At 36.3% G+C, this 24,597-nt stretch carries 21 protein-coding genes; 4 read left to right on the top strand and 17 right to left on the bottom strand.

All coding sequences use genetic code 11. From position 1 onward, the window contains the following. Positions 1-47: 47 nt before the first annotated feature. From PECL_RS08650 to PECL_RS08670, 5 genes are all read right to left on the bottom strand, one after another. The gene (locus tag PECL_RS08650) at positions 48-3,638 is read right to left on the bottom strand and encodes a YhgE/Pip domain-containing protein (protein WP_014216215.1); all 3,591 of its coding nucleotides are present in this window, start codon (positions 3,636-3,638) and stop codon (positions 48-50) included. A 76-nt stretch (positions 3,639-3,714) separates the two neighbouring features. Next, on the bottom strand, positions 3,715-4,044 hold the full coding sequence (locus tag PECL_RS08655; RefSeq protein WP_014216216.1) for an ArsR/SmtB family transcription factor: 330 nt from the start codon (positions 4,042-4,044) through the stop codon (positions 3,715-3,717). 91 nt (positions 4,045-4,135) lie between these two features. Continuing rightward, the gene (locus PECL_RS08660) at positions 4,136-4,996 is read right to left on the bottom strand and encodes a DegV family protein (protein WP_014216217.1); all 861 of its coding nucleotides are present in this window, start codon (positions 4,994-4,996) and stop codon (positions 4,136-4,138) included. Between the two features lie 297 nt (positions 4,997-5,293). Continuing rightward, positions 5,294-5,611 (bottom strand): HIT family protein, encoded by a 318-nt coding sequence (locus PECL_RS08665; RefSeq protein ID WP_014216218.1) that lies wholly within the window; start codon positions 5,609-5,611, stop codon positions 5,294-5,296. Positions 5,612-5,628: 17 nt separating this feature from the next. Beyond that, on the bottom strand, positions 5,629-6,189 hold the full coding sequence (locus tag PECL_RS08670; RefSeq protein WP_014216219.1) for a TetR/AcrR family transcriptional regulator: 561 nt from the start codon (positions 6,187-6,189) through the stop codon (positions 5,629-5,631). Positions 6,190-6,270: 81 nt separating this feature from the next. Here PECL_RS08670 and PECL_RS08675 point away from each other — a divergent pair, with 81 nt between their 5' ends. Together PECL_RS08675 and PECL_RS08680 are read left to right on the top strand one after the other, a co-directional pair. Continuing rightward, positions 6,271-6,813, top strand: a complete 543-nt coding sequence (locus PECL_RS08675) for a YbhB/YbcL family Raf kinase inhibitor-like protein (protein ID WP_014216220.1) — start codon at positions 6,271-6,273, stop codon at positions 6,811-6,813. A gap of 5 nt (positions 6,814-6,818) precedes the next feature. Further along, the gene (locus PECL_RS08680) at positions 6,819-7,571 is read left to right on the top strand and encodes a sulfite exporter TauE/SafE family protein (protein WP_014216221.1); all 753 of its coding nucleotides are present in this window, start codon (positions 6,819-6,821) and stop codon (positions 7,569-7,571) included. 108 nt (positions 7,572-7,679) lie between these two features. Here the strand turns inward: PECL_RS08680 and PECL_RS08685 are convergent, their stop codons facing one another. Continuing rightward, the gene (locus PECL_RS08685; protein ID WP_014216222.1) at positions 7,680-8,009 is read right to left on the bottom strand and encodes a nuclear transport factor 2 family protein; all 330 of its coding nucleotides are present in this window, start codon (positions 8,007-8,009) and stop codon (positions 7,680-7,682) included. 265 nt (positions 8,010-8,274) lie between these two features. On the opposite strand from PECL_RS08685, the gene yaaA reads away from it, so the two are divergent. After that, entirely contained in the window at positions 8,275-9,018 is a 744-nt protein-coding gene (yaaA, locus tag PECL_RS08690) for a peroxide stress protein YaaA (RefSeq protein WP_014216223.1), read from the top strand. On the opposite strand, the gene PECL_RS08695 is transcribed toward yaaA, so the two are convergent. From PECL_RS08695 to PECL_RS08710, 4 genes are all read right to left on the bottom strand, one after another. Continuing rightward, positions 9,015-9,677 (bottom strand): SDR family NAD(P)-dependent oxidoreductase, encoded by a 663-nt coding sequence (locus PECL_RS08695; RefSeq protein ID WP_014216224.1) that lies wholly within the window; start codon positions 9,675-9,677, stop codon positions 9,015-9,017. The two genes, yaaA and PECL_RS08695, sit on opposite strands and share 4 nt — an antisense overlap. Before the next feature lie 151 nt (positions 9,678-9,828). Continuing rightward, positions 9,829-10,398 carry a histidine phosphatase family protein gene (locus PECL_RS08700; protein WP_014216225.1) on the bottom strand — a complete coding sequence of 190 codons (570 nt, stop codon included), beginning with the start codon at positions 10,396-10,398 and terminating at the stop codon, positions 9,829-9,831. A gap of 767 nt (positions 10,399-11,165) precedes the next feature. Continuing rightward, the gene (locus PECL_RS08705; protein ID WP_014216227.1) at positions 11,166-12,731 is read right to left on the bottom strand and encodes a BCCT family transporter; all 1,566 of its coding nucleotides are present in this window, start codon (positions 12,729-12,731) and stop codon (positions 11,166-11,168) included. Positions 12,732-12,942: 211 nt separating this feature from the next. Continuing rightward, the gene (locus PECL_RS08710; protein WP_014216228.1) at positions 12,943-13,506 is read right to left on the bottom strand and encodes a sugar O-acetyltransferase; all 564 of its coding nucleotides are present in this window, start codon (positions 13,504-13,506) and stop codon (positions 12,943-12,945) included. Positions 13,507-13,772: 266 nt separating this feature from the next. Between PECL_RS08710 and PECL_RS08715 the strand changes: the two genes are divergently transcribed. Beyond that, positions 13,773-14,618 carry a chitosanase gene (locus PECL_RS08715; RefSeq protein WP_014216229.1) on the top strand — a complete coding sequence of 282 codons (846 nt, stop codon included), beginning with the start codon at positions 13,773-13,775 and terminating at the stop codon, positions 14,616-14,618. A 115-nt stretch (positions 14,619-14,733) separates the two neighbouring features. Here the strand turns inward: PECL_RS08715 and PECL_RS08720 are convergent, their stop codons facing one another. The 7 genes from PECL_RS08720 to walK form a co-directional block, all read right to left on the bottom strand. Further along, positions 14,734-17,127, bottom strand: coding sequence for a sigma factor-like helix-turn-helix DNA-binding protein (locus tag PECL_RS08720; protein ID WP_041534670.1), 2,394 nt, complete (start codon positions 17,125-17,127; stop codon positions 14,734-14,736). Positions 17,128-17,195: 68 nt separating this feature from the next. Continuing rightward, positions 17,196-17,675: a 23S rRNA (pseudouridine(1915)-N(3))-methyltransferase RlmH gene (gene rlmH / locus PECL_RS08725; RefSeq protein WP_014216231.1), complete on the bottom strand. Its 480-nt coding sequence runs from the start codon at positions 17,673-17,675 to the stop codon at positions 17,196-17,198. 555 nt (positions 17,676-18,230) lie between these two features. Next, positions 18,231-19,484, bottom strand: a complete 1,254-nt coding sequence (locus PECL_RS08730; RefSeq protein WP_014216232.1) for a S1C family serine protease — start codon at positions 19,482-19,484, stop codon at positions 18,231-18,233. Between the two features lie 93 nt (positions 19,485-19,577). Then, positions 19,578-20,384 (bottom strand): MBL fold metallo-hydrolase, encoded by an 807-nt coding sequence (locus tag PECL_RS08735; protein WP_014216233.1) that lies wholly within the window; start codon positions 20,382-20,384, stop codon positions 19,578-19,580. A 64-nt stretch (positions 20,385-20,448) separates the two neighbouring features. Continuing rightward, complete coding sequence (locus tag PECL_RS08740) at positions 20,449-21,411, bottom strand: two-component system regulatory protein YycI (protein ID WP_014216234.1); 963 nt, start codon at positions 21,409-21,411, stop codon at positions 20,449-20,451. Between the two features lie 17 nt (positions 21,412-21,428). After that, positions 21,429-22,730 (bottom strand): YycH family regulatory protein, encoded by a 1,302-nt coding sequence (locus PECL_RS08745; RefSeq protein WP_014216235.1) that lies wholly within the window; start codon positions 22,728-22,730, stop codon positions 21,429-21,431. Further along, positions 22,727-24,574 (bottom strand): cell wall metabolism sensor histidine kinase WalK, encoded by a 1,848-nt coding sequence (gene walK, locus PECL_RS08750; RefSeq protein ID WP_014216236.1) that lies wholly within the window; start codon positions 24,572-24,574, stop codon positions 22,727-22,729. Before walK ends, PECL_RS08745 begins: the two co-directional genes overlap by 4 nt. Positions 24,575-24,597: the final 23 nt, after the last annotated feature.

Below are 24,597 nucleotides of genomic sequence, written 5' to 3' on the forward strand. Positions count from 1 at the left end.
AATAAAAAAGGGCCAGCCCCATTGATTAGGAAGCTAAACCCCTATAATTATTTTTCTACTGCCTGTAGTTCTTGGTTATTATCAAGTTGTGACTTACCCTGCATATGCTTATTCTGCAACATTACCATACTAATCCAAAGTAATCCTAATGCTAATATCGAGAAACCAGCTAAGGCCGCCATTGATTGTGTGAACGTTACTGAACCAAGACCTGAAGAAATTGCTTCACGGAATGACATGATTGAGTAAGTTAACGGCAAGAATGGATGAATAGCATTATAGAAACCATTGGTAATTTGCATTGGGAACGTACCACCTGAACCACCAAGTTGCAACATTAACAGAATCATCGCAATAAAGCGCCCAGGATTATCAAACGCCATTGATAAGAACATGACTATATACATTGATGCTAACGCAATCATAATCGATGTAACGTAATATTGGCCAACATGATCTGGGTGAATTCCAGCCCACATCATAATAGTTGCTTCAATAATTGCCATCGCAACAGCAACGGCCGTACCAACTGATACTTTACTCAAGAACCATTGTGTAGCGGATTTACCACGTTCTGCAATCTTACGAATAGGATATGCAAAGTTGAAGACGATTGCTCCTACGTAAAGCGCTAATGACAAGACATAAGGCGCTAATGCATGCCCATAATTTGGAACGTAACTATAACTACTATGACTTAACTTAGTAGGTGCTGCAAACATATTAGCATTTGCATTATCCAAATGCTGTCCGTCAACTTTTTCTGCACCCGCTTCAAGTTTTGTACCAAGTTCGCTATTTCCCTTAGCAAGCTGATTGGCACCATCTTCAATTTCGCCAGACTTAGAATCAAGTTGAGCTGCACCATCATTAAGTTGGTTTACCCCAGATACTAGTGCCGGCACCTTGCTGTTTAAGGTTTGAATTCCACCGTTAAGTTGATGTGCTCCATTATCTAGCTGGCTTACTCCAGAAACTAATGCTGGAATTTGCGATTGCATTTGTGCCAAACCAGCATCCAATCGTTGCGCACCACTAGTTACCTGTGAAGAGCCACTATAGAGTTGTCCAAGTCCTGAGCTTAAGGCACTGTTTCCACTACTTACTTGGTTAGCACCATTGGTTACTTGTGAAGAACCGTTATAAAGTTTTTGAACTCCAGCCGTCAATTGTGGCATTTGGCCCTGCATTTGGCTTAAACCACCACTCACTTGTTGAGCTCCGTTAGTTACTTTAGATGAACCACCCGTTAATAGTTGGACTCCACCAACGAATTGTGGCATTTGTGATTGCATTTGGCCTAAACCGTTAGACAAATCACTTGCTCCACCATTCAAAACAGGGCCGTTATTAGATAACTGACTTCCACCCTGGGCAATTTGACTCATACCACTTTGTAATTCAGGCATTTGTGATTGCATCTGTGACAATCCCGTATTTAATTGAGCGGCACCTGTATTAATTTTATTGGAGTTTTGGTTCAGTGCATTAGTTCCAACGGCCAAAGCATTAGCCCCATCCACTGCCGAAGTAACTCCAGTTGTCAGCGCAGATGCCTTCCCGGAAAAATCATTAATTTGGGTAGATAACGTGTTCGAACCTGCCGCAAGTTGCTGAATACTACTTGTAATTTTTTGAGAACCTGCCGATAATTCTTTTACAGTCTCTGCTAGCTCAGTATTTTGTGATCCCATGCTACCAACACCATTTTGTACGGAACTTAATTGTTGACTCAAGCTATTTAGCTTTTGATTTAAATCTGATTGCTGTTTTGAGATTGATCCTATTTTATCAACTTCACCTTGAGCCGTTGAGATATCGTTCTGTAACTGACTCAGCTTGCTTTGATCAACAGTCGTTGAAGTATTGCTTGCCTGTGTTGCGGAGGAAGATGTGCTGTCAGCCACTCCGGCTAATGCAGCTTTCGCCTTTTGAGCATCTTCAGCACTTAACCCAGCCGCATCAATTTTACTGTTAATTTCAGCTTGGCTAATTGCAGCTTTACTTGTTGTTGGTGTAGAAGAAGTTGTCGTTTTAGTTGTAGTTAGATCACTGGCTTCACTCTTTATTGTCGCCAATTGTGAAGATAAATCACTAGTACTTACATCTCCACCAGTTGATTTAGCTAAATCAGATAATTGAGTGCTAATACTTCCCATTTGATCCTGTAACTGCTTTACCTCACTAGCTGTCTTGGAATCACCAAGCGAGTTATATAAATTATTTAATCCAGCAGTCAGGGTTTGACTAGGTTCTGTCAACTGACTCAAACCATTATTAATAGCCTTTGCACCGTTATTTAATGCAGCAGTACCATCTTGTAGCGGATCTGTTTGTTCTTTTAACTCTTTTAGCCCAGCAGCTAAATTATTACTACCCGCTCCTGCCTTGGCAACTCCAGCTGTGTATTCGTGCACTCCATTATTTAACTCAGCAGCGCCAGCAGACAATTGTGTTACACCACCAATTAACGAACCAGTTTTTCCATTAATAAGTTGAATACCATCGTTTACTTTGTAAACACCGTCAACGTATTGGGCAGTCTTAACTTTTAATTGAATTGAACCGTTTGATAGTTTAGTGATTCCGGTTACAATTGCATTGGATTTATTCTGTAACTGTTCTAATCCTTTTGTAACCGCGTCCGACCCGGTAGCCACTTGCGAAGCGCCACTGGACAATTGATTTACCCCACTAGCCAATGTACCTGCTTTTCCATTAAGCACACCTAATCCTGCGGTGACTTGTCCAGAACCGCCCGCTACTTGTGAGGCTCCATTTGCTAACTTGGCAGCACTACTTTGGGCAGTGCCTAATCCATTGGTTACTTTACTTGAGCCACCTGCCAACTGTGAGGCTCCATTAGCAAGTTGGTTTACTCCGCCCGCTAATTGACCAGTTTTTCCATTCAAAGTGTCAAGTCCATTAGCAAGTTGACCTGAGCCACTCGCTAACTGTGCAACACCAGCCTGCAAAGGTTGAACTTGAACCGCCATTGTTGCGATTCCGTTATGTAGCTTAGAAACGCCCGCTGTATACTGTTTCAAGCCATCATCAAGTTTAAACGCACCATCTGATAGTTTTGTAGCACCGTCTGCTGCCTTCTTTACGTCCTTACCAGTCGACTTGATAGTGTCAAACATTGTTGTTGCATATGCCTTAGTTACACTAGCCCGAACCTGTGACAATAGTTTATCTGTTCCAACTTCACTGATAACTTTACCAATATAGTTTAACGAATCATTTGTTTTATATTTAATTTGCATCTGTTTTGGATCAGATGAAGTTACCGTTGAGGCATTTTTAGAAAAGTTTTTAGGAATCGTGACAATCGTGTAATACTTCTTGTCCTTCATACCTTCCATTGCTTTATCTTTTGATACAAAATGCCACCCAAGTTGCTTGTTGTGCTTCAAATTCTTGATCATCTGATTACCGACATCAAAGGTCTTCCCCTGATATTTAACCGATTGATCTTCATTAACAACCGCCACTGGTAAATTTTTGGTATCCCCATATGGATCCCAGACTGATTTTAGAAAGAAAATACTATATAGGAAAGGAATAAAAATAATAGCTAAAACGGACATTAAAATCAATCTGTTATGCCCAATAAACTTCCACTCTTTACGAATCATAAAAAATAAAACTCCTTTATAAACTTTAGAATCTATTCATTCGAATACATAAATAAATACGCAAAAAAACAAAAGACTACTCCCTTGTTAATTTTTTGTCTTCCCGAAGTACATTGATCAAACGTTGCACTTGATCCAACGCATCCCCAATTGTCAAACGATAAATATTACTTGTCCCGCGTCGTTCAACTGATACTAAACTTAAGTCCTTAAGCTGTTTGAGGTGATGGGAAATGGCTGGTTGCGAAAGATTCATCATATTTGTCAGTTCTCCAACCGTTAACCCTTCGTCACTTTCGCCTAAGAAAATTATCATCTGTTGGCGACGCTCATCGGATAACACATCTAATAACGGAATATTTTTTTTAAACTCCGTTAACACAGCAGTCTTACTATCTGTATCCATGGCAAACTCCTTTTAAATTCTAGCATTCGAATAATTAAATACATCAAACATATTACTACATTTGAAATTAATATCAAGTGTAGTACTCTTGCTAATCCAGTACCTGAACCCCGACCCCAATTAAGCCTGGACCTGTATGAACTCCCAAAGCAGGCGAAATGTCTCCTTTAAATATATTCTTAAAGCCATCAAAGCTCTCTTTGAATTCTTCATACACATTTTCCATTAAAGTTGGGTTGCTACCGTGAACTACTGCTAAATTATAATTTTTAGATTCTCCAATTAATTCACTTATTGTTCTTTTAATTTTCGAAATTGCAGATTTTTCACTACGAGCCTTTGCTACTGGATAATAAACACCATCAGAATCACAAGAGATAATTGGTTTGATTTTTAGAATTGATCCAACCATTCCAGAAACACGGCCTATCCTGCCACCTGCAATTAAATAATCAAGTGTTGGTACATAGAAAAACACCTTCGTTTTCAGTGCCGACCTTTCAAGCTCAGTGATTAATTCTTCAAAATTTATTCCATTGTCAATCAATTGTGAAGCATAAACAGCTGTAAGTCCGCTTCCAATTCCAATGTTTTTAGTGTTAATAACATTAGTAATTATATCAGGGAATTCTTCAGAAATAATTGAAACCTGCTGTGCCGTGCCAGATAATGCACTGGATATACAGATTGCAATAATTTGATTATATCCGCGATCAATCAAGCTTTGAAATGCACTGTGGATACTTTCTCCCGTGGGACTCGAAGTTGAAGGCAACTTATTCGCTTTTTTTAAACGTTCATAGAATTCATCTGGTTCAATGTCCACACGATCTCGTAAACTTTCTTGTCCAAAGTAAACTTCCATTGGAATCATTTCTATATAATCTTTTTCCATTATCGCTGCTGGTACATCCGAACACGAATCTACAAGTATAGCTATTTTATTATCCATTTCATAACCTCAACCTTTGTTATACAAACCTTAAAGTACCACATACATGGCTTAAATACTACTGTTAAGCTTAAAGTATAGTATAATTCCGATATCAAAAAGTAGAAATTATTATGAATTTCGTTCCATTTTTTAACCTTCAATGGGCAAGTAGAAGCTACACTGTTGTTCTATCAAGGTATTTTGGGCAACAAATTACATATTCAATGAACAAAAGAACTTTTTTAAGATGTTACAAATACGAATATTGGTAACCTCATTATCCACAACGTTTGGGGCATCAACCGTAAATAATGATTAATACGCCGGAACTAAATGCCAATGTGCGTGCATTACCTTTTGTCCAGCGCGCTTTCCAACATGTACAAAAATGTTATATCCAGCTGGATGATACATTTCATCCAGCATTTTTTTGGCTTCTACTAATAATTTATCCATCGCTCTCTTTTGTTGGTCCGATAAATCAAAAAACGTTTCTTCATGATCCTTCGGTATTATTAATAAGTGTCCTTTTGTCATCGGATGAATATCCCAAAACGCCACTGCTAAATCATTTTCCAATAAATATTCTTGTGAGTTTTTTTCACAAAAAACGCACCCAACTTTTTTACCCACATTCTTACTCCTTATTTTTAATTTACATTCATGATCTGCCTTAGGTTCCACGTGAAACTATCATCTTGCGTGATCATCGGATTCTTAAACCAGCCAACACTCTCATTAATTACTTCACCAAGAATTAGATCTCGAACCCCTCTAGCGATAACTAATATTTCTCGTTCGTCTTTAACGAAATCTCCGATATATTTTTTTAAAGTATTGGAAATTTCTTTAAAAATCAGCTCTGTTTCTGGATCTTCAGTAATCTTAGGTATCCTGAAGACTGCCACACCAACATTCTTGTGCTTAAGCGAAAAATCTTTAATCGTCAAAGCTAATTCAATAATCGCTTCATCGCCAATTAATCCCACACAACTTCGCCCTATTTCTGCATTCATTTCCTTAAAATAAGTTTGGGCAACCCCAATCAACAAGTCGCGATTATTTTTAAAATAAAAATATAGCGCCTGCGTTTTACACTCTAAAACGTCTGCAATGTTCCGAAAGGTTGCGGCTTCTGCTCCCCTTTTCTCAATTATTTTAATCGTTGCTTGAATTATTTTTTCTGATGATAGATCTCGCTTTTGCTTCAAAATAAGCACCTCCACATTTGACATTTTACAACTTGTAAAATATAATCTCCATATTGTTTTGAAAGGACGAAACGCTAAACTATGAACGTAACTACAACATTTAATAACAATATTATACCTGATCAATTCGGCATGAATACGGATACTCAAAATCTCACAAATGGTATAAACCAACATTCATTTCCATTTAATATTTCAAACTTAGGTTCTGAAACACACTATTTAGCTTGGACATTGATTGATTACGACACTATTCCATTAATTGGCTTTGCTTGGATCCATTGGCAACTCGCCAACTATCCTGTTACTTACGATGAAGTTCAAATTGAAGCGGATTTAAGTTTAAAAGTGGATTATCCTCAAGGAAAAAACAGTCTTATTTCCATTATTCAACGAATTCGCAAACCTCTTTGGAAGTTAAAATCAACTCACGAAAATTTAGAATCGCACTATCAAGGTCCCAGACCCCGTTCTGGAATTCATCACTACCGTTTAACAGTTTACGGTTTACGACATCCACTTGTCATTCAAAAGGGGTTTTACCAATCTGATTTAATGAATCAACTTGACACAAGCGTTGTAACCGAATCAGTATCTAAAAACTTACTCTATGAAAGAAAGTGATTTAAATGTCTCAAATTCTTTTAATTCTAATTGGCTTTCTCGTTGGTTTTATCGTAATTGCAATGGGAGGTGGCGGTGCCGCTATATATCTTGGTATCCTAACCAGTGGATTTGGACTTTCCGCAGTTTCTGCTGCCGCAACCTCATTATTTACTGCTATTCCAGCTTTAATTGTAGGTGCTTACAGTCAATATCGATCCGGTAATATTAACTTTAAAATTGGTAATCGTATGCTACTGTCCGCACTTCCCGCCACAATTGTTGGTTCACTAATTTCACACTACATCCCTGCGAATATTTATACTTGGATTGTGGCACTTATTTTAATACTATTAGGCGCCCAAGTTTTATGGCAAACACATTCGTCTAAAAATGATGAAACACAGGATAGGTCCTCTTCAACTGGCAAAGCAATTTTCTTTGGTATTTTAAGCGGCTTAATGGTTGGTATTGCCGGATTAAGTGGTGGAGGACCGATTGTAGCTGGTCTTTTACTAATGGGGTTAGATATGATTCAGGCGGCCGCAACTTCTGCATATGTTTTAGTTTTTAATACCTTAGTAGGGTTACTGTTTCATATGTCAGCGGGAAATATTAATTGGAACTTTGGAATTTACTTAATGATCGGTTCTGTTATTGGCGCAGCGTTTACACCTTTTCTATTAAAGAAAATGAGTACTCCTGGAAGAACTAATAGTATTTTACGTCCTCTTATGGGAATTATATTAATCTTCATGGGAGCCAAAATGTTATTCTAACCATGGGTTATTAAAAAATAAAAAAACGAGATATAAGCTATTACGATGAGCGTCAATGCCTACCAGTCCTAACTTATACCTCGCCTTTTATTTCAATTTGAACTTCAATTAATCTGGTGAAATCACCATTGATTTAATCTTTGCGCCTTCAATTTCAAATGTAAATGGACTCGTTCCGTTAAACCCATTCCCCGTAACCTTCAAATTTACAAGCCATTTATTAGCACCTTGATCTTTAAAATTAACTAATTCAAAGTGGGATTGTTTTCCAATGTTATCAGTTTGGTTCCAACGAGCAATTCTATCAGTTCCGTCATACTCGTTTCCCCAATCATTGATTGAACCATCAGTCGTAAATACTGACACAAATCCCTCTGAATCAGCATTATTAGTTGTATCAATAAACTTTTGAATTGCAGTTGGTAATTGTTCAGCCATAATATAATTGCCTCCATTAATTATTCATACATGCAATATGACACTATGCAGATTGCTTGTCAAAAATAACTCACACCTAAATTTATGATTATGAATCGAACCACTCACAATCGTGACAACCTGGACTGATAAATTCAGCATAATTAAAATGACATTCAATAAGTTTTATTCTAAGGCGTATCACAAAACATTAGTATTTCATCGTTTTTTACTTTTCAATAATCACTTGTATAATATATGCATAAATATTTTTGAAAGGCCTACTATGAAAATCATTATTTCTCCAGCTAAAAAAATGCAAGTTGATACCGATAGCTTTTCTAATAATGCGTTACCTCAATATTTAGATGAAGCCAATCAAATTTTAGACGTATTAACCCAAAAAAGTTACACCGAATTGAAAAATCTTTGGAATTGTAGTGATAAAATCGCACAAGAAAACTACTTGATTTTACAAAAAACGGACCTTTATCAAAATTTAACGCCAGCAATCATCGCATATTCCGGAATTCAGTATCAATACATGGCTCCCGATCTTTTTACATCAAAAGCACTGAACTATGTACAGAGTAATCTTCGTATCTTGTCTGGATTTTATGGGATCTTACGTCCTTTTGATGGTGTAGTGCCCTACCGTTTAGAAATGCAAGCACCTCTTAAGATGGGTAATAACAATAATCTGTATGAATTTTGGGGAGATAAATTATATACAGCCCTCGATAATTCGGATCAATCCATTATCAACCTCGCATCCCAAGAATACTCTAAAATTATCCGGCGTTATTTAAATAACCAAAATCAACTTGTTGACATCGTATTTGGACAAATAATTGACGGTAAAATAAAAACGCGAGCCACTTTAGCAAAAATGGCTCGCGGTGAAATGGTCCGATTTATGGCGGAAAATAACGTTCATGAACTGACAGGGCTAACTAAATTTAACCGTTTAAATTATCATTATGTGTCAGAACTATCTACAGATTCAAAACTCACCTTTTTAAAGAGCTAATTTGATTTTCCATACACAAACTCAACTTCATCCCGTTTTTGTACTAAATCATAATATGCTTGGGCAATATTAAGTGGATTCTGTTTTCCAAGTTTCCCTTCACGAATATAAGTCCAAATATTCACTAATCCAGCAAAAACTCCATCCTTTTTCAAGTCCTTATTGAGTGACAGTGCGAAGTTGTGGACTGCTGCTTTTCCAATTGATTGCGATGTATCAGTTGTACCAGGTTTTGATGCCACTACACTGTTAGTAAATAAAATAGCACCCTTATTCTGTTTTAAGATGGGAATTGTTTGACTGGCAATTTCCACGGCGCTACCCAGGTTCACTGCCATATCCTCCATTATTTCATCACCAGTAAACGTGCTTGGGCGACCTTTTCTCCTTACCGTTGCGTTAAATACCACTGTATCTAAGTCGCCCAACTTAGAGATAGCTCTAACAGAATCATCAACGCTCTTAAAATCTGCTAAATCAACAGGAATCGATTCAGTTTTAATCCCATCTTTTTCCAGATTAGCTTTAACTTGATTCAAATGATCTTGATTTCGCTCCAGCAAAGCAATTGTGTAACCATTTTTACCAAAAACTGAACCTAATGCCTCTCCCAATCCAGATTTTCCAACCCCATACACTGCCAATATTTTTTCAGCCATGCCATCACCTCATTAGATATTTTGAGGTAATTGTAAGTCCTTATAGTATAAAAAGGAATTAATTCTACTCGCAAACCCTATTTCAAATACTTGCTAACTAGAAAGTAATTGTAATTCTGCGCATCCAGAAGTTTTCATTAATAAAAGTAGGTCAAAAATCGTGGTTAATAACCTCTAATAATTGAAAATCAGTTCCATCGAAAGAATATTTTAAAATAGCACAATTCCCCAAATGTTCCTCTTGGTATACATCACTAGTGTGACGCCAAACGCGCATAAACTGGCGAAGCGCTCCAGCATGCGAAACCATCAAAATCGTATTCGCATCAGTATTACTTACAATATCTAAAATAGTTTTAGACATTCTTCTTTGCAGATCTATTTCCGATTCACCACCATAAGGTACAAAAAACTCGCCATATGGCTTGGCAGGATTTAATGTTTCGGATTCTCCCTCAAATACTCCAAAATTCCATTCCTTCAACCCTTTAACCCTTGTATAAGGTGTATCAGTCACTAATTCCAATGTATCACTTGCACGCTCAGAAGTTGAAGAAAAAGCGGCATCAAATTGGATATTATGTTCTTTAAAATATTTACCTGCGATCTGTGCTTGTTGTCTACCAAACTCAGTTAAAGGCGAATCACACCAACCTTGAATTTTATGCTGTTTGTTAAATTCTGTTTCACCGTGTCGCATAAGATATAGTATCTGTGTCATATTTTTCATCCTCGTCTTCGCAAGTTATAACTTTAAATTTCTAAGAGCATTAAATAATTCCAACAATATTTTACACCTTATCAGTGTGTCTAATTGCACAAATTTTAAAAACATGATATTTGCTCAAATCCATACAAAAAGGAGCTGTAACATAACTAAAATCTAAATTTATTTTCCAAACTAAATAGCAAAAACGTAAGAAATAGGTCAGATAATTCCGCTGTTCACGAGCTAGTGCCAGTTCCTATGTGGCGCTCTTGGCCCATAGGAATGGACAACGTATGAGTATCTACGTTTTGTGGAACAAAACATCTACTATTCACGAACTAGTGCCAGTTCCTATGTGGCGTTCTTGGCCCATAGGAATGGACAACGTATGAGTATCTACGTTTTGTGGAACAAAACATCTACTATTCACGAACTAGTGCCAGTTCCTATGTGGCGTTCTTGGCCCATAGGAATGGACAACGTATGAGTATCTACGTTTTGTGGAACAAAACATCTACTATTCACGAACTAGTGCCAGTTCCTATGTGGCAACCTTTCCCGACTTATGTCTCGCCTTCATTTGACGCTCTTTTCCTAAATGAGGACCCTAAGTTCCAGAAAGCTTGATCGATTTTAACTTCATCTTCAGCCTGACCAAAAAATCCAGTAAGATTCAAATTTAATTGAATCTTACTGGATCTAATTTTAAATTGTTTAATTTACATAAGTTGACCGCTTAAATTCACTTTGAACCTTAAGAAGTATAGTTTGTAATCCAGCTAGTTATTTTCATTATAACCATTGAAAACACCAAACGTTCGTGAAAGCATCATAAAAATTCGACTGCTCAATCTTGGTAATTGTAATAAGTCCAAGGCTGGAACCCGAAGATCGCTTTGTTCTGTTATTTCTTGGAAAATTGAATAAAGCAATAACATGCAAACAAAAATCAGGGGAAATCCCGCGATTGTACAAATCGCCTGAATTGTTTCAAATCCACCTACGATAACAATTCCTAATGAAAATAAAATGAATACAAAAACCCATGCCATACGGTTCCAACGGCTAGGCTGTCTATTACCAGATAAATCCAAACTCGTAAACGATGAGACAATAAACGCCGATGATGATATTGTTGTTGCTAAAAATACAAAGCATGATACACAAAAAATAATTAACATCAACTTACTCATTGGGAGTGTTGTAATCAGGGCTGCTAGAACTGCAGCTTGTCCCTGTGTATTTAGAATATGGACTAAGTTAACAACACCTGATTGTTGTAACCAAAGCGCATATCCTCCTAGGACGGCGTAGAATGCTAAACAGCCTCCAACTCCATAAGTCATCATTCCAAGAACAACCTGTCGAATTGTTTTTCCATGCGAAATTCTGGCAATAAATAATCCCATTACAGGCATGTATGATAACCACCAGCCCCAGTAAAACAGAGTTTGATGTTGGGCATAACTGTTAGACCCCGCACTAGCTTTATTAAAGGATAAACTAACAAAGTTTTTAAACATTCCACCCAAAGTCTGTACTTCGCCACCGATAAGTCTAAATGTGGGTCCAATTAATAGCACAATTAACAAAAAACCAATTGCCAAGTAAATGTGCCAAGCCGATATTTTCTTTATTCCTTTGTTTAGACCCGCATAAACTGTTAAAGAAAATAAAACTAGTAAAACCATAAAAAGAGCTAATTTTAAATATATAGTATCCGGAACACCAAGAATCAAGCTCAATACCTTAGCTATAACTGGAATCTCCATCCCGATGGATGAACCAATTCCTCCCATAATTCCAAAAATGACGAGAAAATCAATTATTTGTCGTATAAACTTCTTATCCCATCTTTTTCCCTGAATTATTGGAATAACCGTACTTAATCGTTTAACAGGAACTTTTTTAACATACATCGTATAAGCAATCGCAATAGTCGCAGTCGCAAACATCATCCAAGCCATTGGTCCCCAATTAAATTCTCCACAAATGTTGGCATATATGTATGCTGCTTTCGAAAGAGGACGTGCTCCAAATGCTGGATGTTGTAAATAAAGTAATGGATCAGTGGCACTTAACATTAGAATACTAGCATCAATTCCCGTTGCAAAAACCATGCTGCCCCACTGAAAACTACTAAAATCCCTTTTCTTATCTGGAGTTCCAAAACGAATTTTACCAAACTTACTCATAATCAGAACTATGAAAAAGATAAAATTAAGGACATAAACCAAAACATACAACCACTCATACTTAGTTGTAATGAATGACAACAACGCGTTCATAAATTGCTGAACGGCTGGACCGCCAATAATTAAAACTGCTGAAACTATCCCAAACAAAGTTACCGTTGGAATAAATACGGCCCGATCGACATTCTTACTGTGTAAGATAAAAAATTCCTCCCATGTGTTCTCTCTTATATTCAGGCAATAAAAAAAGCAACGTATGCTGGTTTAACACCTGCATAGCGTCGCTTAATCAATGTTTTTATTGAAAAACGTCATACCTGTCACTACTAATCATATACTTAATTAACGATTTGTTAAGTCATTATTTTGATGAAAGCGGTATCTTTTTTATTACTCTGGCGGGGTTCCCCACAATCACGACATTATCACCAAAACTTTTAGTAACTACTGATCCTGCTCCAACCACAACATTATTTCCTAGAGTAACACCAGGCAAAACAGTCACTCTTCCACCAAACCAACAACTGTTACCAATACTAATAGGTGCTCCCATCTCTACATCAGCATTTCGTTGCATAGGATCGAGAGGATGGATAGGGGTATATAAACCAACATTGGGACCAAAATAACAATGCTCGCCAATCGTGATCGGACAAGTATCTAAAAAAGTCATGTCATAGTTCCCATAAAAATGATCTCCAATATGAATATTCCATCCATAATCAAATTTAAAGTTACTCTCCACAAAAAAGTTTTCACCAACTTCATCTAGTAAATGCTTTATTCCATTATTTCTCTCATCATTATCAGATTTGTTATTCCAGATTAATAATTGTTCTCGAATGTACTTTCGTCGCTCTATTAGTTCCTTATCAAATTGCTGATACGGTTCCCCGCTGGTCATTATTTCTCTTTGTGTTTTCATATCTTTATGTTAGCACTGATTGTGTTCAAATAAGATTACAAAATATAATGCATATAAATCGCTTTGCATTTGGCACTTCATAAACAGGACTACACATTATTTGAAGGTACTTTGTTCATCATTTATCCGAACAACCGAATGAATTTATTCTAAGGGTATTATGATATGCTTAGTCTAGACATGGTTTGTTGCAAAACGTAAAAGTTTACTTGATACTGATAAATTATGCCCTTTATCCTTAATATTTATGAATTGGAGTACTTACAATGAAACACTACATTAAATTATTCTCCACTATTTTATTATTAGGATTGATTCTTGCCGGCTGTATGTCTAACGATAACCAATCCAAAGACAAGATGGGTACGATTAAGACGGGAATAGCTCGTTCAACTGTATTTGCTTTAGTTTCAAGTGCAGAAAATTCAACAACTGATTATACAAAACAGTACTCCTATATTGAAGATATTGGCGACGGACGAGGCTATACTGGTGGTATTATTGGCTTCACCTCTGGAACTGGAGATATGTTAGCAGTCGTTAAAAAATATACCCACCTGCGCCCAAGGAATAATATTTTAGCAAAGTATCTACTCGCTCTGAAAAAAGTTAACGGTTCAGCTTCCCACAAAGGTTTGGGTAAAAACTTTATAGTTGCATGGAAAAAGGCCGCTGATGATTCAAGGTTTATTAAAGCTCAAGATGCTATTTTAAATGAACAATATATGCAGCCCGCACTAAAGTATTCAAAAAAAGACCATTTAGGTCAATTAGGCCAATATATTTATTATGATGCACTTGTTGTACATGGCCCAGGCACTCCCAAGGAAAAGAATACTTTCCAAGGAATTCGACACCAAGCACTTAAATATGCAAAGTCCCCCAGTGAAGGTGGTTCTCAGCATGCATATTTATTGGCCTTTCTTAGAGCCAGAAAACCCATAATGCGTGAAGAACAAGCACATCATGACTTATCTCGATTAAATACACAGCGTCAATTTATTGAAGACAAAAATTATTCTTTAAAGCTTCCATTGAAGTGGAAAATGTACGGTGACACTTACTCATTAACAAAAAAACAGGCCGCCGATTTTTTGCAAAAAACACAATAGACATACTAGTTTAGTCTTAAAAATAAGGCCGTCATTATATACACAACCCAAAATAAGCCTCTGATATTGGATCAATATCCAAATCAGAAGTCTATTCTTGTTAACAATTCCCCATCTACTTTAAATTAAATTGGCTATCGTTAACCATAATTGACTTATCACGATAAATTAAATCTAGTTGCGGAGAATATATAGTTCCGCCAATTTGATTTACTTTTCCTAGTAATTTTTCACGGCTAAACTTGAGTCCATAATAATTTCGAAGTACTTGCAGTAGATCATCGACGAACATTACATCTTCGGGCATTGCTTGTACTAAAAAATCGCTAATCCTAGTTCTAACAGTACTGTTAGAACTTAGTTTAATAAAAAGCGGTTCTCTAGTGATGATTTTAGTGAATTCTCCAGTTGAAAATAAAATATTCTGGTAAAATTCATTTTTTAAATTTAGGTCACTTAATGGTGACTCAAATCCGTCATTCTTCAAAGATGTCCAGCTAAAAAATTGATTCAAATTTACTTTTTCATTCACTTGATCTAAAAATTCTTGAATCGTTGCTTTTGTGATCCCGACCTTTTCTAACTGATCTATTCGCTTAAAATGCTCATTATCTACCAAAACTAATTGGTGCGTTCGTTCCAATTCACGTAATCGGACATTAACTGCCAGGTTATTCAGTGATTTAACTTCTGAAACACTAATTTGGGCCTGATCTAACATTGCATCAATAGCTTCACCTTGTTTTGAGTATTGTTCCTTAACATATAATATTTCACGTTGAATATACCCTAATTGAATAGCCAATCTAGGGTTTAACCGCGCCTGCTCATCAATACGCCTAATTATCTGAGTAAATTTTTCTTCACTATAGATTGGTTGCTTTAATTCACGCCGAACTCGATCAAAGAAAACCGGATTTTGAGGTTCCCAATACTCATTGACAACAACATTATCTTTGAAAAATAACCGATAATCTCTTAATAAAGTCGTTCGAGTCGTACTTGAACTAAACGCATACTCATCACTAAAATAATCTACAACCTCATCTAATGTTTTGCCGGATAATTGTTGTAAAGCATTGATATAAAAGTCGTCTTGATGCCCAATACCTATCCACACCTGAGATTGACGAACAATTTTGAAAATATGTGGAAATTTAGAAATTCCCAGTTGCTTAATCACATTAGCAAGTTCTGTTCCATTATGAATATCCAATAATTCCATTAAATCTGGATTTAACTTATAGAAATAATTCACACCATAAATACCCGGAAACACATCAAATAATTGATCTAATTCCTCAATAAAATCTTTAGCATCATCAATTTGATATTGTCGAAAATGGCCATGACCACGATAAACAACTGGTAAACGCTGAATTGCAGCTTCTAACGCATGACTCTTTGATATCAAATATTCCGACGGTAAATTTTTTGTTTTAACATACTCATTTACACTTGTTATAAATTCTGTCTCAGATACAGTTTTATTTGCAAGTAGGTTCAAAACATCTTCATAAATTGCCCGACTACTTAAGGCTTGAACCGTACCATTACTTGCTAACAATAATTTATGTTCAACCGCATACTGCTGCTTTTCCGCTTCTGAAATATCACTAGCACCAGAAATGAATTCATAACTGGTTCGACCTTCACCTGCTCCATCAAGTAACCGAATATATCTAAATATATAGCCTGGTTTTTTAGTAAACCATTCGAAATCTTCTAAACTAAAGTCATAGTGGGCTAATAGGTTTCGATATGGTTGTACATCTTCAAAGACAGGCAATTTTTTTATGATTTTTGTCGTAATTTGGCGGACTCTTTCACGCGATAGGTCGTTTTTTTCGCCAATTTCTTGTAAAGTACACCCGTTTAAACGATCCACAAAGAGCTTTTTTTGGTAAAAATCCTGTTTTATAAATTCTGATAATGTACTTGGAATCTTTTTAACCTTTAAAAGTTTAAGTGTTTTTTGTTTCTGTTTTTCTTCGGGTGTTACAACATCTTGTTCAGTTAATCTTTTCCACTGTTTTCTCAAAATTTCGGCACGTTCAATTAACTTATCATCATCAGGCGTAAAAGTTTTTATTGCATCCTCAGTATTTTGCCAATCTGTCCATTTTTCGACTATTTCCGTAATTTCTTCACTTCGTTGGTCAAAAATTGTTGGGTCATTCTGAAACGCTTTTTTAATCATTAAAATATCAAAACCTTCAGGCATTTTTTTACGAAGTGCATTCATACCAACTGCTGTTAATCCAAAACCAAATAGTAATTGGGCGTCAGTAACCTTAAGGTCCTTAAGGTTCAACTGTTTTGCTTTCTGTATCTGAGTAATTAATCGGTTGGCCTTCCTTGCGGGTGACACGAGTGCCGCTAATTGTTCCGCGTCTATCAACGGATTTAAAATATCAATCAATGCTAGATTAGATTCTGAAAAACGTTCTATGTCTCGCTCCTTAATTTGTACATTTAATAGTTCATACAATGATGGATCTTTAATCATCCAAATCTCCTCCAATAGAATCCTCATAATTCCTTTTTACAATGTTTCAGTTATTTGAATAAACTGCATCACTTATGATAAGTGCTTCCTGCGTTAATCATATTCGCACGGTAAATTTGTTCCGTTAACACCAAACGCATTAATTGATGCGGCAAAGTGAATTTTCCGAATGAAATATGCGCATCTGCCCTTTTAATAACCTCTTTACTCAATCCCAATGATCCGCCAATCACAAACGTAATATCAGAGTGCCCGTATGTAGTTAAATTAGCAATCTCCTTTGCCAATTCTTCTGATGTTCGCTCTTTTCCTAAGATCTCCAAAGTATAAACATACTCTCGTTCTTTGATATGATCTAAAATTCGTTTTCCCTCACGAATTTTTACCTCGTTCATCTCTGCATCACTGAGTTTCTCTGGAGCTTTTTCATCACTTACTTCTACTATCTCAAATTTGCAGAAACGTTGTAGCCTTTTGGAATATTCTGCGATTCCCAGCTTTAAATATTTCTCTTTTAACTTTCCCACACCAATAATCTTAATATTCAAATTATCCACACCTCATTTGAGTTATTCACAAAGTTATCCACAGGTTATACCCAGTTATGAACACCCTGATTTTTTAAAATCCCATTTTAATGGGCTTCCTTTTTCTGTTAAAATGTCAATAGTTTTTTAGTTATCCACAATTTTTTCTCAAATATTTTGTTTCAATCCACAAGCAACTATCGCCTATATATCAGCATTTATGAACTTAAATTTCAGTTAGCAATTTTTTTATCCACACAATTCACACCAACCTGTGGATAACTTATTAAGAAGTTCTTAAGGGCGACATAACAGTATTTGTGAATAACTCCTGAACACTTGTTCAAGTTATCCACAAAGTTATCCACAGATTGGCAAAAAATTGTAAACTGAGCTTCAATCTCTTAAAAAGTTATCCACTCTATAACCCTCTCCTCAGATTATAAAATAAATTTATGGCTAACCGCAGACAGTGACATCTTTTTTCTTTTATAAATCCCATTATATCAGTATATGCCAAAATAAAAATCCACTTTATATAGTAAAGTGGATTTGACAAATTAAATTAAATTGAAGCTATTTCGCTTGTTCAGTTAACTTATTTGAAGTTTCAGTCAAGGTCACATTAGCGGTTTTATAGTTACCATTACGATAGTATCCAACCGTGATCTTATCCCCAACCTTATATTTATACAACGTATCCCTTAAACCTGATAAACCAGATATTTTGTGGTTATCAACCTTAGTCACAACATCATATTTCTTTAATCCCGCATTTGATGCAGGAGAACTGCCAAATACTTGCATTATCACGGCGCCATCTTGAATATTTGATGGTAATTTTAATACCGATTTTTGTTGACTAGCTGAAACCTGAGTTAAATCAACGGTTGCAACTCCCAGAGCTGGGCGCGTAATTTTACCATTCTTAACTAACTGATCAATAATTGAAACAACCTCATTGGAAGGAATTGCAAATCCCATTCCTTCGACACTAGTTCCACTACTATCACCAGTACTAGCCAATTTCATGGAATTTATTCCAACTACCTGCCCAGCTAAATTAATCAAAGGTCCACCTGAGTTACCGGGATTAATGGCTGCGTCTGTTTGAATAACAGTAGCCTCGCCAGCAGCTTGCCCATCCTCTGCTGCAGTTGAAACAGTTCTCTTCTTTGCAGAGATAATTCCTTGTGTGAGTGAAGTAGCATATTCTGATCCCAGCGGTGAACCAATTGCAAGTGCAGTCTCACCAACCTTAATATCGTCAGAATCACCAAAACTTGCGACCTTTTGCACATCAGAAGCATTGATCTTTAAAACTGCTAAATCAGTAATTGAATCTTTACCAACTAACTCAGCGGGAAGTTTCTTTCCATCACTCATAATGATTTCCAACGAATTAGATCCAGAAACAACATGGTTATTAGTTACAATATAAGCAGTATTCCCGTTCTTTTTATAGATTACACCAGAGCCCTCCGAAGCGGTCTCAAGTTGACTTGAATCGCTCTTACTTTGCGATTTAGATCCACTACCAAATATTGATCCAATTACGCCTTGACCCGATGATGAATTTGATGCTTTTTGTAAATTAATAACAGAAACAACCGAATCTTTAATTGTATTAAAAGCTTTTTCGGACTGCGTATCAACGTTAACCTTGACGTCACTAACCTTTGTGGTACCACCCGAATTAGAACCAGTTGGAACTGCAGTAGAGCTATCATCAATTCTTTGTTGCACAAAACTGGCTCCACCAAATGCAACTCCACCACCGATTAATCCAGCAATTGCTGCCGTTAAAATTAGCTTATTGTTTTTGTTCATTGATCTACATTCCCTTCCGAGCTTTATTATCAAAATAATACACTTTAAATTCGAACAAATTATGAAAAAGTAACACAATTAAATACATGTTGTTTAAATAAGTGTTAATTTATCTGCTTTTTCGTGGTCAGTGTCCAAAACCTCAAAATCATGTCCCACACCTAAATCATTATTTTGCATCATTGAAGTAACAGTTAGGTGCGCCAACTCTTTCATATTGTTATGTAAACTTAAATGTCCAAGATAGATTTTTTTGGTCCGATTTCCCATCACATTCATCAAGGCATTAGCACCATCTTCATTAGATAAATGACCATGACCTCCCAAAATACGTTGCTTTAATGGCCATGGATACTCACCCATTCGCAACATTTCCATATCATGATTAACCTCAAATAAGTAACCATCGGCGTTGTTAATTGTTCCCGCAACCCGATCGGATACGTAGCCAGTATCAGTTAGAATTACAAAAGATTTTCCATCATGATGAAATTCATAGAACTGCGGTTCAGCAGCGTCATGAGAAACTGAAAAACTTTCGACATCCAAATCACCTAGTGTTTTTACCGTATTGGCATCAAAAATAAATTTTTGTGCATTATCTAATTTTCCGATCTTACTACCAATTGCAGCCCAAGTACCCTTATTGGCATAAACATTCAAATTATATTTGCGAGCAAGGACACCAGCCCCCTTGATATGGTCCGTATGCTCATGTGTAATAAATAGAGAATCGACATCATTTAAATCTCGGCCGATACTATCCATCAACCCAGCAATCTTCTTTCCGCTCAATCCTGCATCCACCAATACCTTGTGTTCTGGTGTCTCAATATACGTAACGTTTCCCGTACTACCACTAGCAAGTACACTAACTTTTAATCCCTTATCTGATGACAAAATATTACTCCCCATACTATTAAATTTAACTTCATTTAATAAACTGCTTAACTTAAAATGAAACTCAGCGAACGCTATTCATTCGTTCACTCCGGCTTCTCACAACAGTATTCGACGACGATGTAGCGTTATCCGAAGCAACCGTTGAAGTTGCTGAAGATCCGGCCGGCGCTCCAATTGTCTCTGTCACATCTGACGCTGCTGAATTTTCGTTCTCAGAATCAGTAACAGTTGTCTGACTATCATGTTTCATAATCATACCTGTGAATGCATCAATACGTTTAATTTGGACATTGGGATTATTCTTACTTTTAACACCAATCACCCATGTTGGGACATATACTAAACCATTATTACCATCAAGTAAATGAGTATACCCTAGGTCTGCCCATTCAATTTTAGAATCATTTGGAATTTCGTTATACTGATAAAGCCATGTAACAGCTCGTGCTTGACTAATTAAATCTGATTCTTCCCTCAGAGGTGCTACATTAGATATATATCCCTGGGTGTAACCCGTGACTAATCCATTATTATTAACATTGAAAACTAGCTCACCAAAATGGGAATAGACTGAATGACCATCGACATGTTGCGTATAAACAACCTGACTTCCATTTGAAAGATGACTGTTATATCGATATTTCGAACCAAGAATAATATTACTTGGATTATCAACAAAGTCATCTAGGGTCTGACTCGGGTTTTTAATCGAAATTGATATTGGAGTTGATAAATTACTCGTCAAAATACCGTTTGAAACACGTGTTGTTTGTCCTGCTAATTGTTTAGTATCACGAAATACATTATCAATTTCTCCACTAGCATAGTAACCCCTTAACGTTTTATTAGAAAGAGGGGAAAATGAAATTTGGTCATTCCGCATTTCGCTTAGAATTGTAGCATTTTTATCAGAGTTCGATGAAGTTCTAATTCCTGACTCATTTTGCCAAAAAGAAAACACCAAAAATGCATCCAAAAATGCAAAAACAATGATAAAGATTATTTCAATCCTTTTAAAATTCATTTCCTACTCCCCTCCTCTTAGTTATTTGAATTTTGTACTACTACCCACTTATTCTTATAGTGTACGTACCAACTCGGAACTAAATTAACGCTAGAGTCGGTCTTTACATTGCCTTCCCATGTATATCCAATTTGAATACCATCTACCTCATCCATGTCAAATCCACTTGCCTGTAACTGGTTCAATGTTGTCTTAGTATCTGGTAGGCTAACACTCTTTTTCTGCGCTGGCATTGGTATTTCTAGGTTATATATTGAAAAATCGGTTTGGCGATCATTATTATTTCCACTAACTCTCACCGTACCAAGGTCGTCTTTATTAAAAATAGGGTATCCTTCTACAAAGCTTCGAAAAACTATTTGGTTATCGTTGCTAATATAATTAAAATATCTCATGTTATCCAATGGTACTCCCAATTCCCGTAACTGAGAAAAACTGTTCTCAATTCGTGTGCGCAAATCATTGGAGGAATTAGTTCCCCGAGTTGAGTCGTTAAACTGAACTGTTCCATTATCTCTTATAACTAATCGTTTACTGTTTCTACCGTCAGTATAAACTGTTCCCTCTTTTGTTTTCTTACTGTTAGTTGAACCTGAATCAGCAGCCGATAACAAGTTTGAAACGAATAAATTACTATTCAACTTATTCAACTGATAACTATAATAAGGAGCGTCCACTGTATCTTGGTACATGGTAATCAAACTATGATTTAATATCTCTTCTTTAACATTGTTTCGAATATTTGCCTTTTTTACCAATGACTTAATCGAAGTTAAATCTTGATTGGTAACATCAATTTGATAAACATTGTAGTTTTCATCGTTCAATAAATAAATCTGTCCCCCTCTATCAAGCGGGATTAATATCCTACCAAACTGGTCTGACATTTTTAAACTTTGATTAAATGTTTCATTAAAAATATCGCCAGTAATGTTGTCTTCATACTTAAGCATCACACTTTTCGCATCAGTTGCATAATCCAAATAACGTTCTTTGTTGCCCTTAACCACCAAACGAATATTTTTCATTTTCCAGGTTCCAACTTTACTGGCAATCATATGTGATAAATTAATTTTTGTATTACTAACTGTACTCTGTTTTTGTTCACCATTGGAATACACCACTTGTGTTGGAGTTACCACATCGCTCATTTCACGCGTTGCTTGATCAGATTGTACTTTCTCGCTAGTAACTTGTTGATGTGATCTCTCATAACGTGCTGGATTAGTCCATATTAGCCATGAAAGGGCCATACTTGCCAGTGCTAATACCGTTAAAAAAGCATGTCTAAAGAATACCCTAAATCTAGTTCTTCTCATTCCCAAGCATCCCCTTCCTCAAACGGTTCATATGGTAATGAAATATAGAAGGTAGATCCAACCTCTTCTTTACTCTCAACCCAGATTCTACCACCATGCATCTGAATAACCTCTTTTGAAATAGCTAGCCCTAAACCGGTTCCTCCCTGAGCACGAGAACGTGCCTTATCAACACGGTAGAATCGATCAAATACGTGTGGCAAGGCATCCTTTGGTATTCCAAGTCCTTGATCTGAAATACTCAAAATAACGTGATTATGGGTTTCAAGGAGTCGACATGTTATGACACCACCATCGGGAGAATACTTGATTGCGTTATTCATTATATTATCAAGAACCTGTTGAATCTTATCCGTATCTACTTCAACCCAAATATCGCGCTTAGTAAAGTCACGCTTAATTGAATACATTTTCTCCGGCTTATCGCTACTCTTTAGAATCATATCGAAGCGATCTAAAATATGACTAAATAATTCATTTAGGTTAACAAACTCCAAATCTAACTTAGCGGTACCTGAATCCATACGTGATAAATTCAGTAAGTCATTAATCATTCGCATCATTCGATCGGTTTCATCTTGCGTAACTTTCAAAAAATTAGGAGCAACTTCAGGATCTTTCCAAGCACCATCAACAAGCGCTTCAATGTAGCTCTTCATGCTAGTTAAAGGTGTACGTAATTCGTGTGAAACATTGGAAACAAATTGCTTTCGATCTTCATCAATCTTTTGCTGTTCAGTAACATCATGTAACACACAAACCAATCCACTAATAAACCCAGACTCACGTTGAATCAAAGCAAATGATGCATGCAAAATAAGATCTTTTCCTTCTTCAGAAAGATCTAATACTTCTTGTTCTTGATTTTCAAATAAGTCTCGCAAATTGTATTTATCACGTAACTTTAAAACATCCAAAATAGACTGACCTATTACTTGATCGGCATTGACATCTAGAAAATCCGTTGCCATCTCATTAACAATTGTTATTTTGCCACGACGATCAGCTGCAATAACACCATCAGTCATATAACCCAATACTGAGTCTAATCTTCGCCGCTCTGATTCAGTAGACTCTTGCGCCTCTTCAACTCGAACAGAAAGATTATTAACTGCCTCAGCCAATTGACCTAATTCATCGTCACCATAAATTTGAACGTGACCTGAATAATCACCTCGAGCAATTTGCATCGTCCTCTGTCGCATTTCTTCAATTGGTCGGGTAATCGCTCCAGCAATTAAGATTGCTAAAATCAAACCAACAGTAATCGCAATCAATGCAGCTACCACAAAAATAAGGGTAATGTTATTAACATTTTGATATACAGATTCCAAATGAGCGCGCAAATAAACAACACCTACTAAATTATTTGTCGTACCCTGCGTATTAATTAGTGGGACGATTGAAATAAAGTAACGGGTATTATTGGCGCGATTATACGAAACTTGTTGGTAAGTTCTCGTATTATAAATTACACTTTTGACATTTCGATCAGTTGATTTTTGCCCAACAATTGCCTGATCATTGGCATCACTCGTACCACGAATAATTCCTTTATTATCAATAACTCTTATTTCTGAAATATTTTGATTATTTCCACTACTAATAATTTGTTGAATTTGATGGTTAGCTTTACCAGTATTACTGCGTTCAAGCTGGTCAATGATCGCATTATCAACATATGGTTGTAACTGTACTTGGCTTTTAAACTGATTTAAATTTTGAGTTTCAAGTTGGCGCACAAAAATAACCCCAAAGACTTCCAACGTTACAACTAATAACATTGCAAACACTAGAGCTATTTTAAAATTAATTGACTTAAAAAATGGTGTTCTTTTTTTCATTGACGCTACAAAGCTCCCAAACG

It is taken from the genome of Pediococcus claussenii ATCC BAA-344, from assembly GCF_000237995.1.
Lineage (GTDB): Bacteria > Bacillota > Bacilli > Lactobacillales > Lactobacillaceae > Pediococcus > Pediococcus claussenii.

What these genes read in the sequence shown, in the direction of transcription:
- PECL_RS08650 (WP_014216215.1), bottom strand. Translation starts at nt 3,638, where the DNA reads ATGATTCGTAAAGAGTGGAAGTTTATTGGGCATAACAGATTGATTTTA.
- PECL_RS08655 (WP_014216216.1), bottom strand. Translation starts at nt 4,044, where the DNA reads ATGGATACAGATAGTAAGACTGCTGTGTTAACGGAGTTTAAAAAAAAT.
- PECL_RS08660 (WP_014216217.1), bottom strand. Translation starts at nt 4,996, where the DNA reads ATGGATAATAAAATAGCTATACTTGTAGATTCGTGTTCGGATGTACCA.
- PECL_RS08675 (WP_014216220.1), top strand. Translation starts at nt 6,271, where the DNA reads ATGAACGTAACTACAACATTTAATAACAATATTATACCTGATCAATTC.
- PECL_RS08680 (WP_014216221.1), top strand. Translation starts at nt 6,819, where the DNA reads ATGTCTCAAATTCTTTTAATTCTAATTGGCTTTCTCGTTGGTTTTATC.
- PECL_RS08685 (WP_014216222.1), bottom strand. Translation starts at nt 8,009, where the DNA reads ATGGCTGAACAATTACCAACTGCAATTCAAAAGTTTATTGATACAACT.
- yaaA (WP_014216223.1), top strand. Translation starts at nt 8,275, where the DNA reads ATGAAAATCATTATTTCTCCAGCTAAAAAAATGCAAGTTGATACCGAT.
- PECL_RS08695 (WP_014216224.1), bottom strand. Translation starts at nt 9,677, where the DNA reads ATGGCTGAAAAAATATTGGCAGTGTATGGGGTTGGAAAATCTGGATTG.
- PECL_RS08700 (WP_014216225.1), bottom strand. Translation starts at nt 10,398, where the DNA reads ATGACACAGATACTATATCTTATGCGACACGGTGAAACAGAATTTAAC.
- PECL_RS08710 (WP_014216228.1), bottom strand. Translation starts at nt 13,506, where the DNA reads ATGAAAACACAAAGAGAAATAATGACCAGCGGGGAACCGTATCAGCAA.
- PECL_RS08715 (WP_014216229.1), top strand. Translation starts at nt 13,773, where the DNA reads ATGAAACACTACATTAAATTATTCTCCACTATTTTATTATTAGGATTG.
- PECL_RS08720 (WP_041534670.1), bottom strand. Translation starts at nt 17,127, where the DNA reads ATGATTAAAGATCCATCATTGTATGAACTATTAAATGTACAAATTAAG.
- PECL_RS08730 (WP_014216232.1), bottom strand. Translation starts at nt 19,484, where the DNA reads ATGAACAAAAACAATAAGCTAATTTTAACGGCAGCAATTGCTGGATTA.
- PECL_RS08740 (WP_014216234.1), bottom strand. Translation starts at nt 21,411, where the DNA reads ATGAATTTTAAAAGGATTGAAATAATCTTTATCATTGTTTTTGCATTT.
- PECL_RS08745 (WP_014216235.1), bottom strand. Translation starts at nt 22,730, where the DNA reads ATGAGAAGAACTAGATTTAGGGTATTCTTTAGACATGCTTTTTTAACG.
- walK (WP_014216236.1), bottom strand. Translation starts at nt 24,574, where the DNA reads ATGAAAAAAAGAACACCATTTTTTAAGTCAATTAATTTTAAAATAGCT.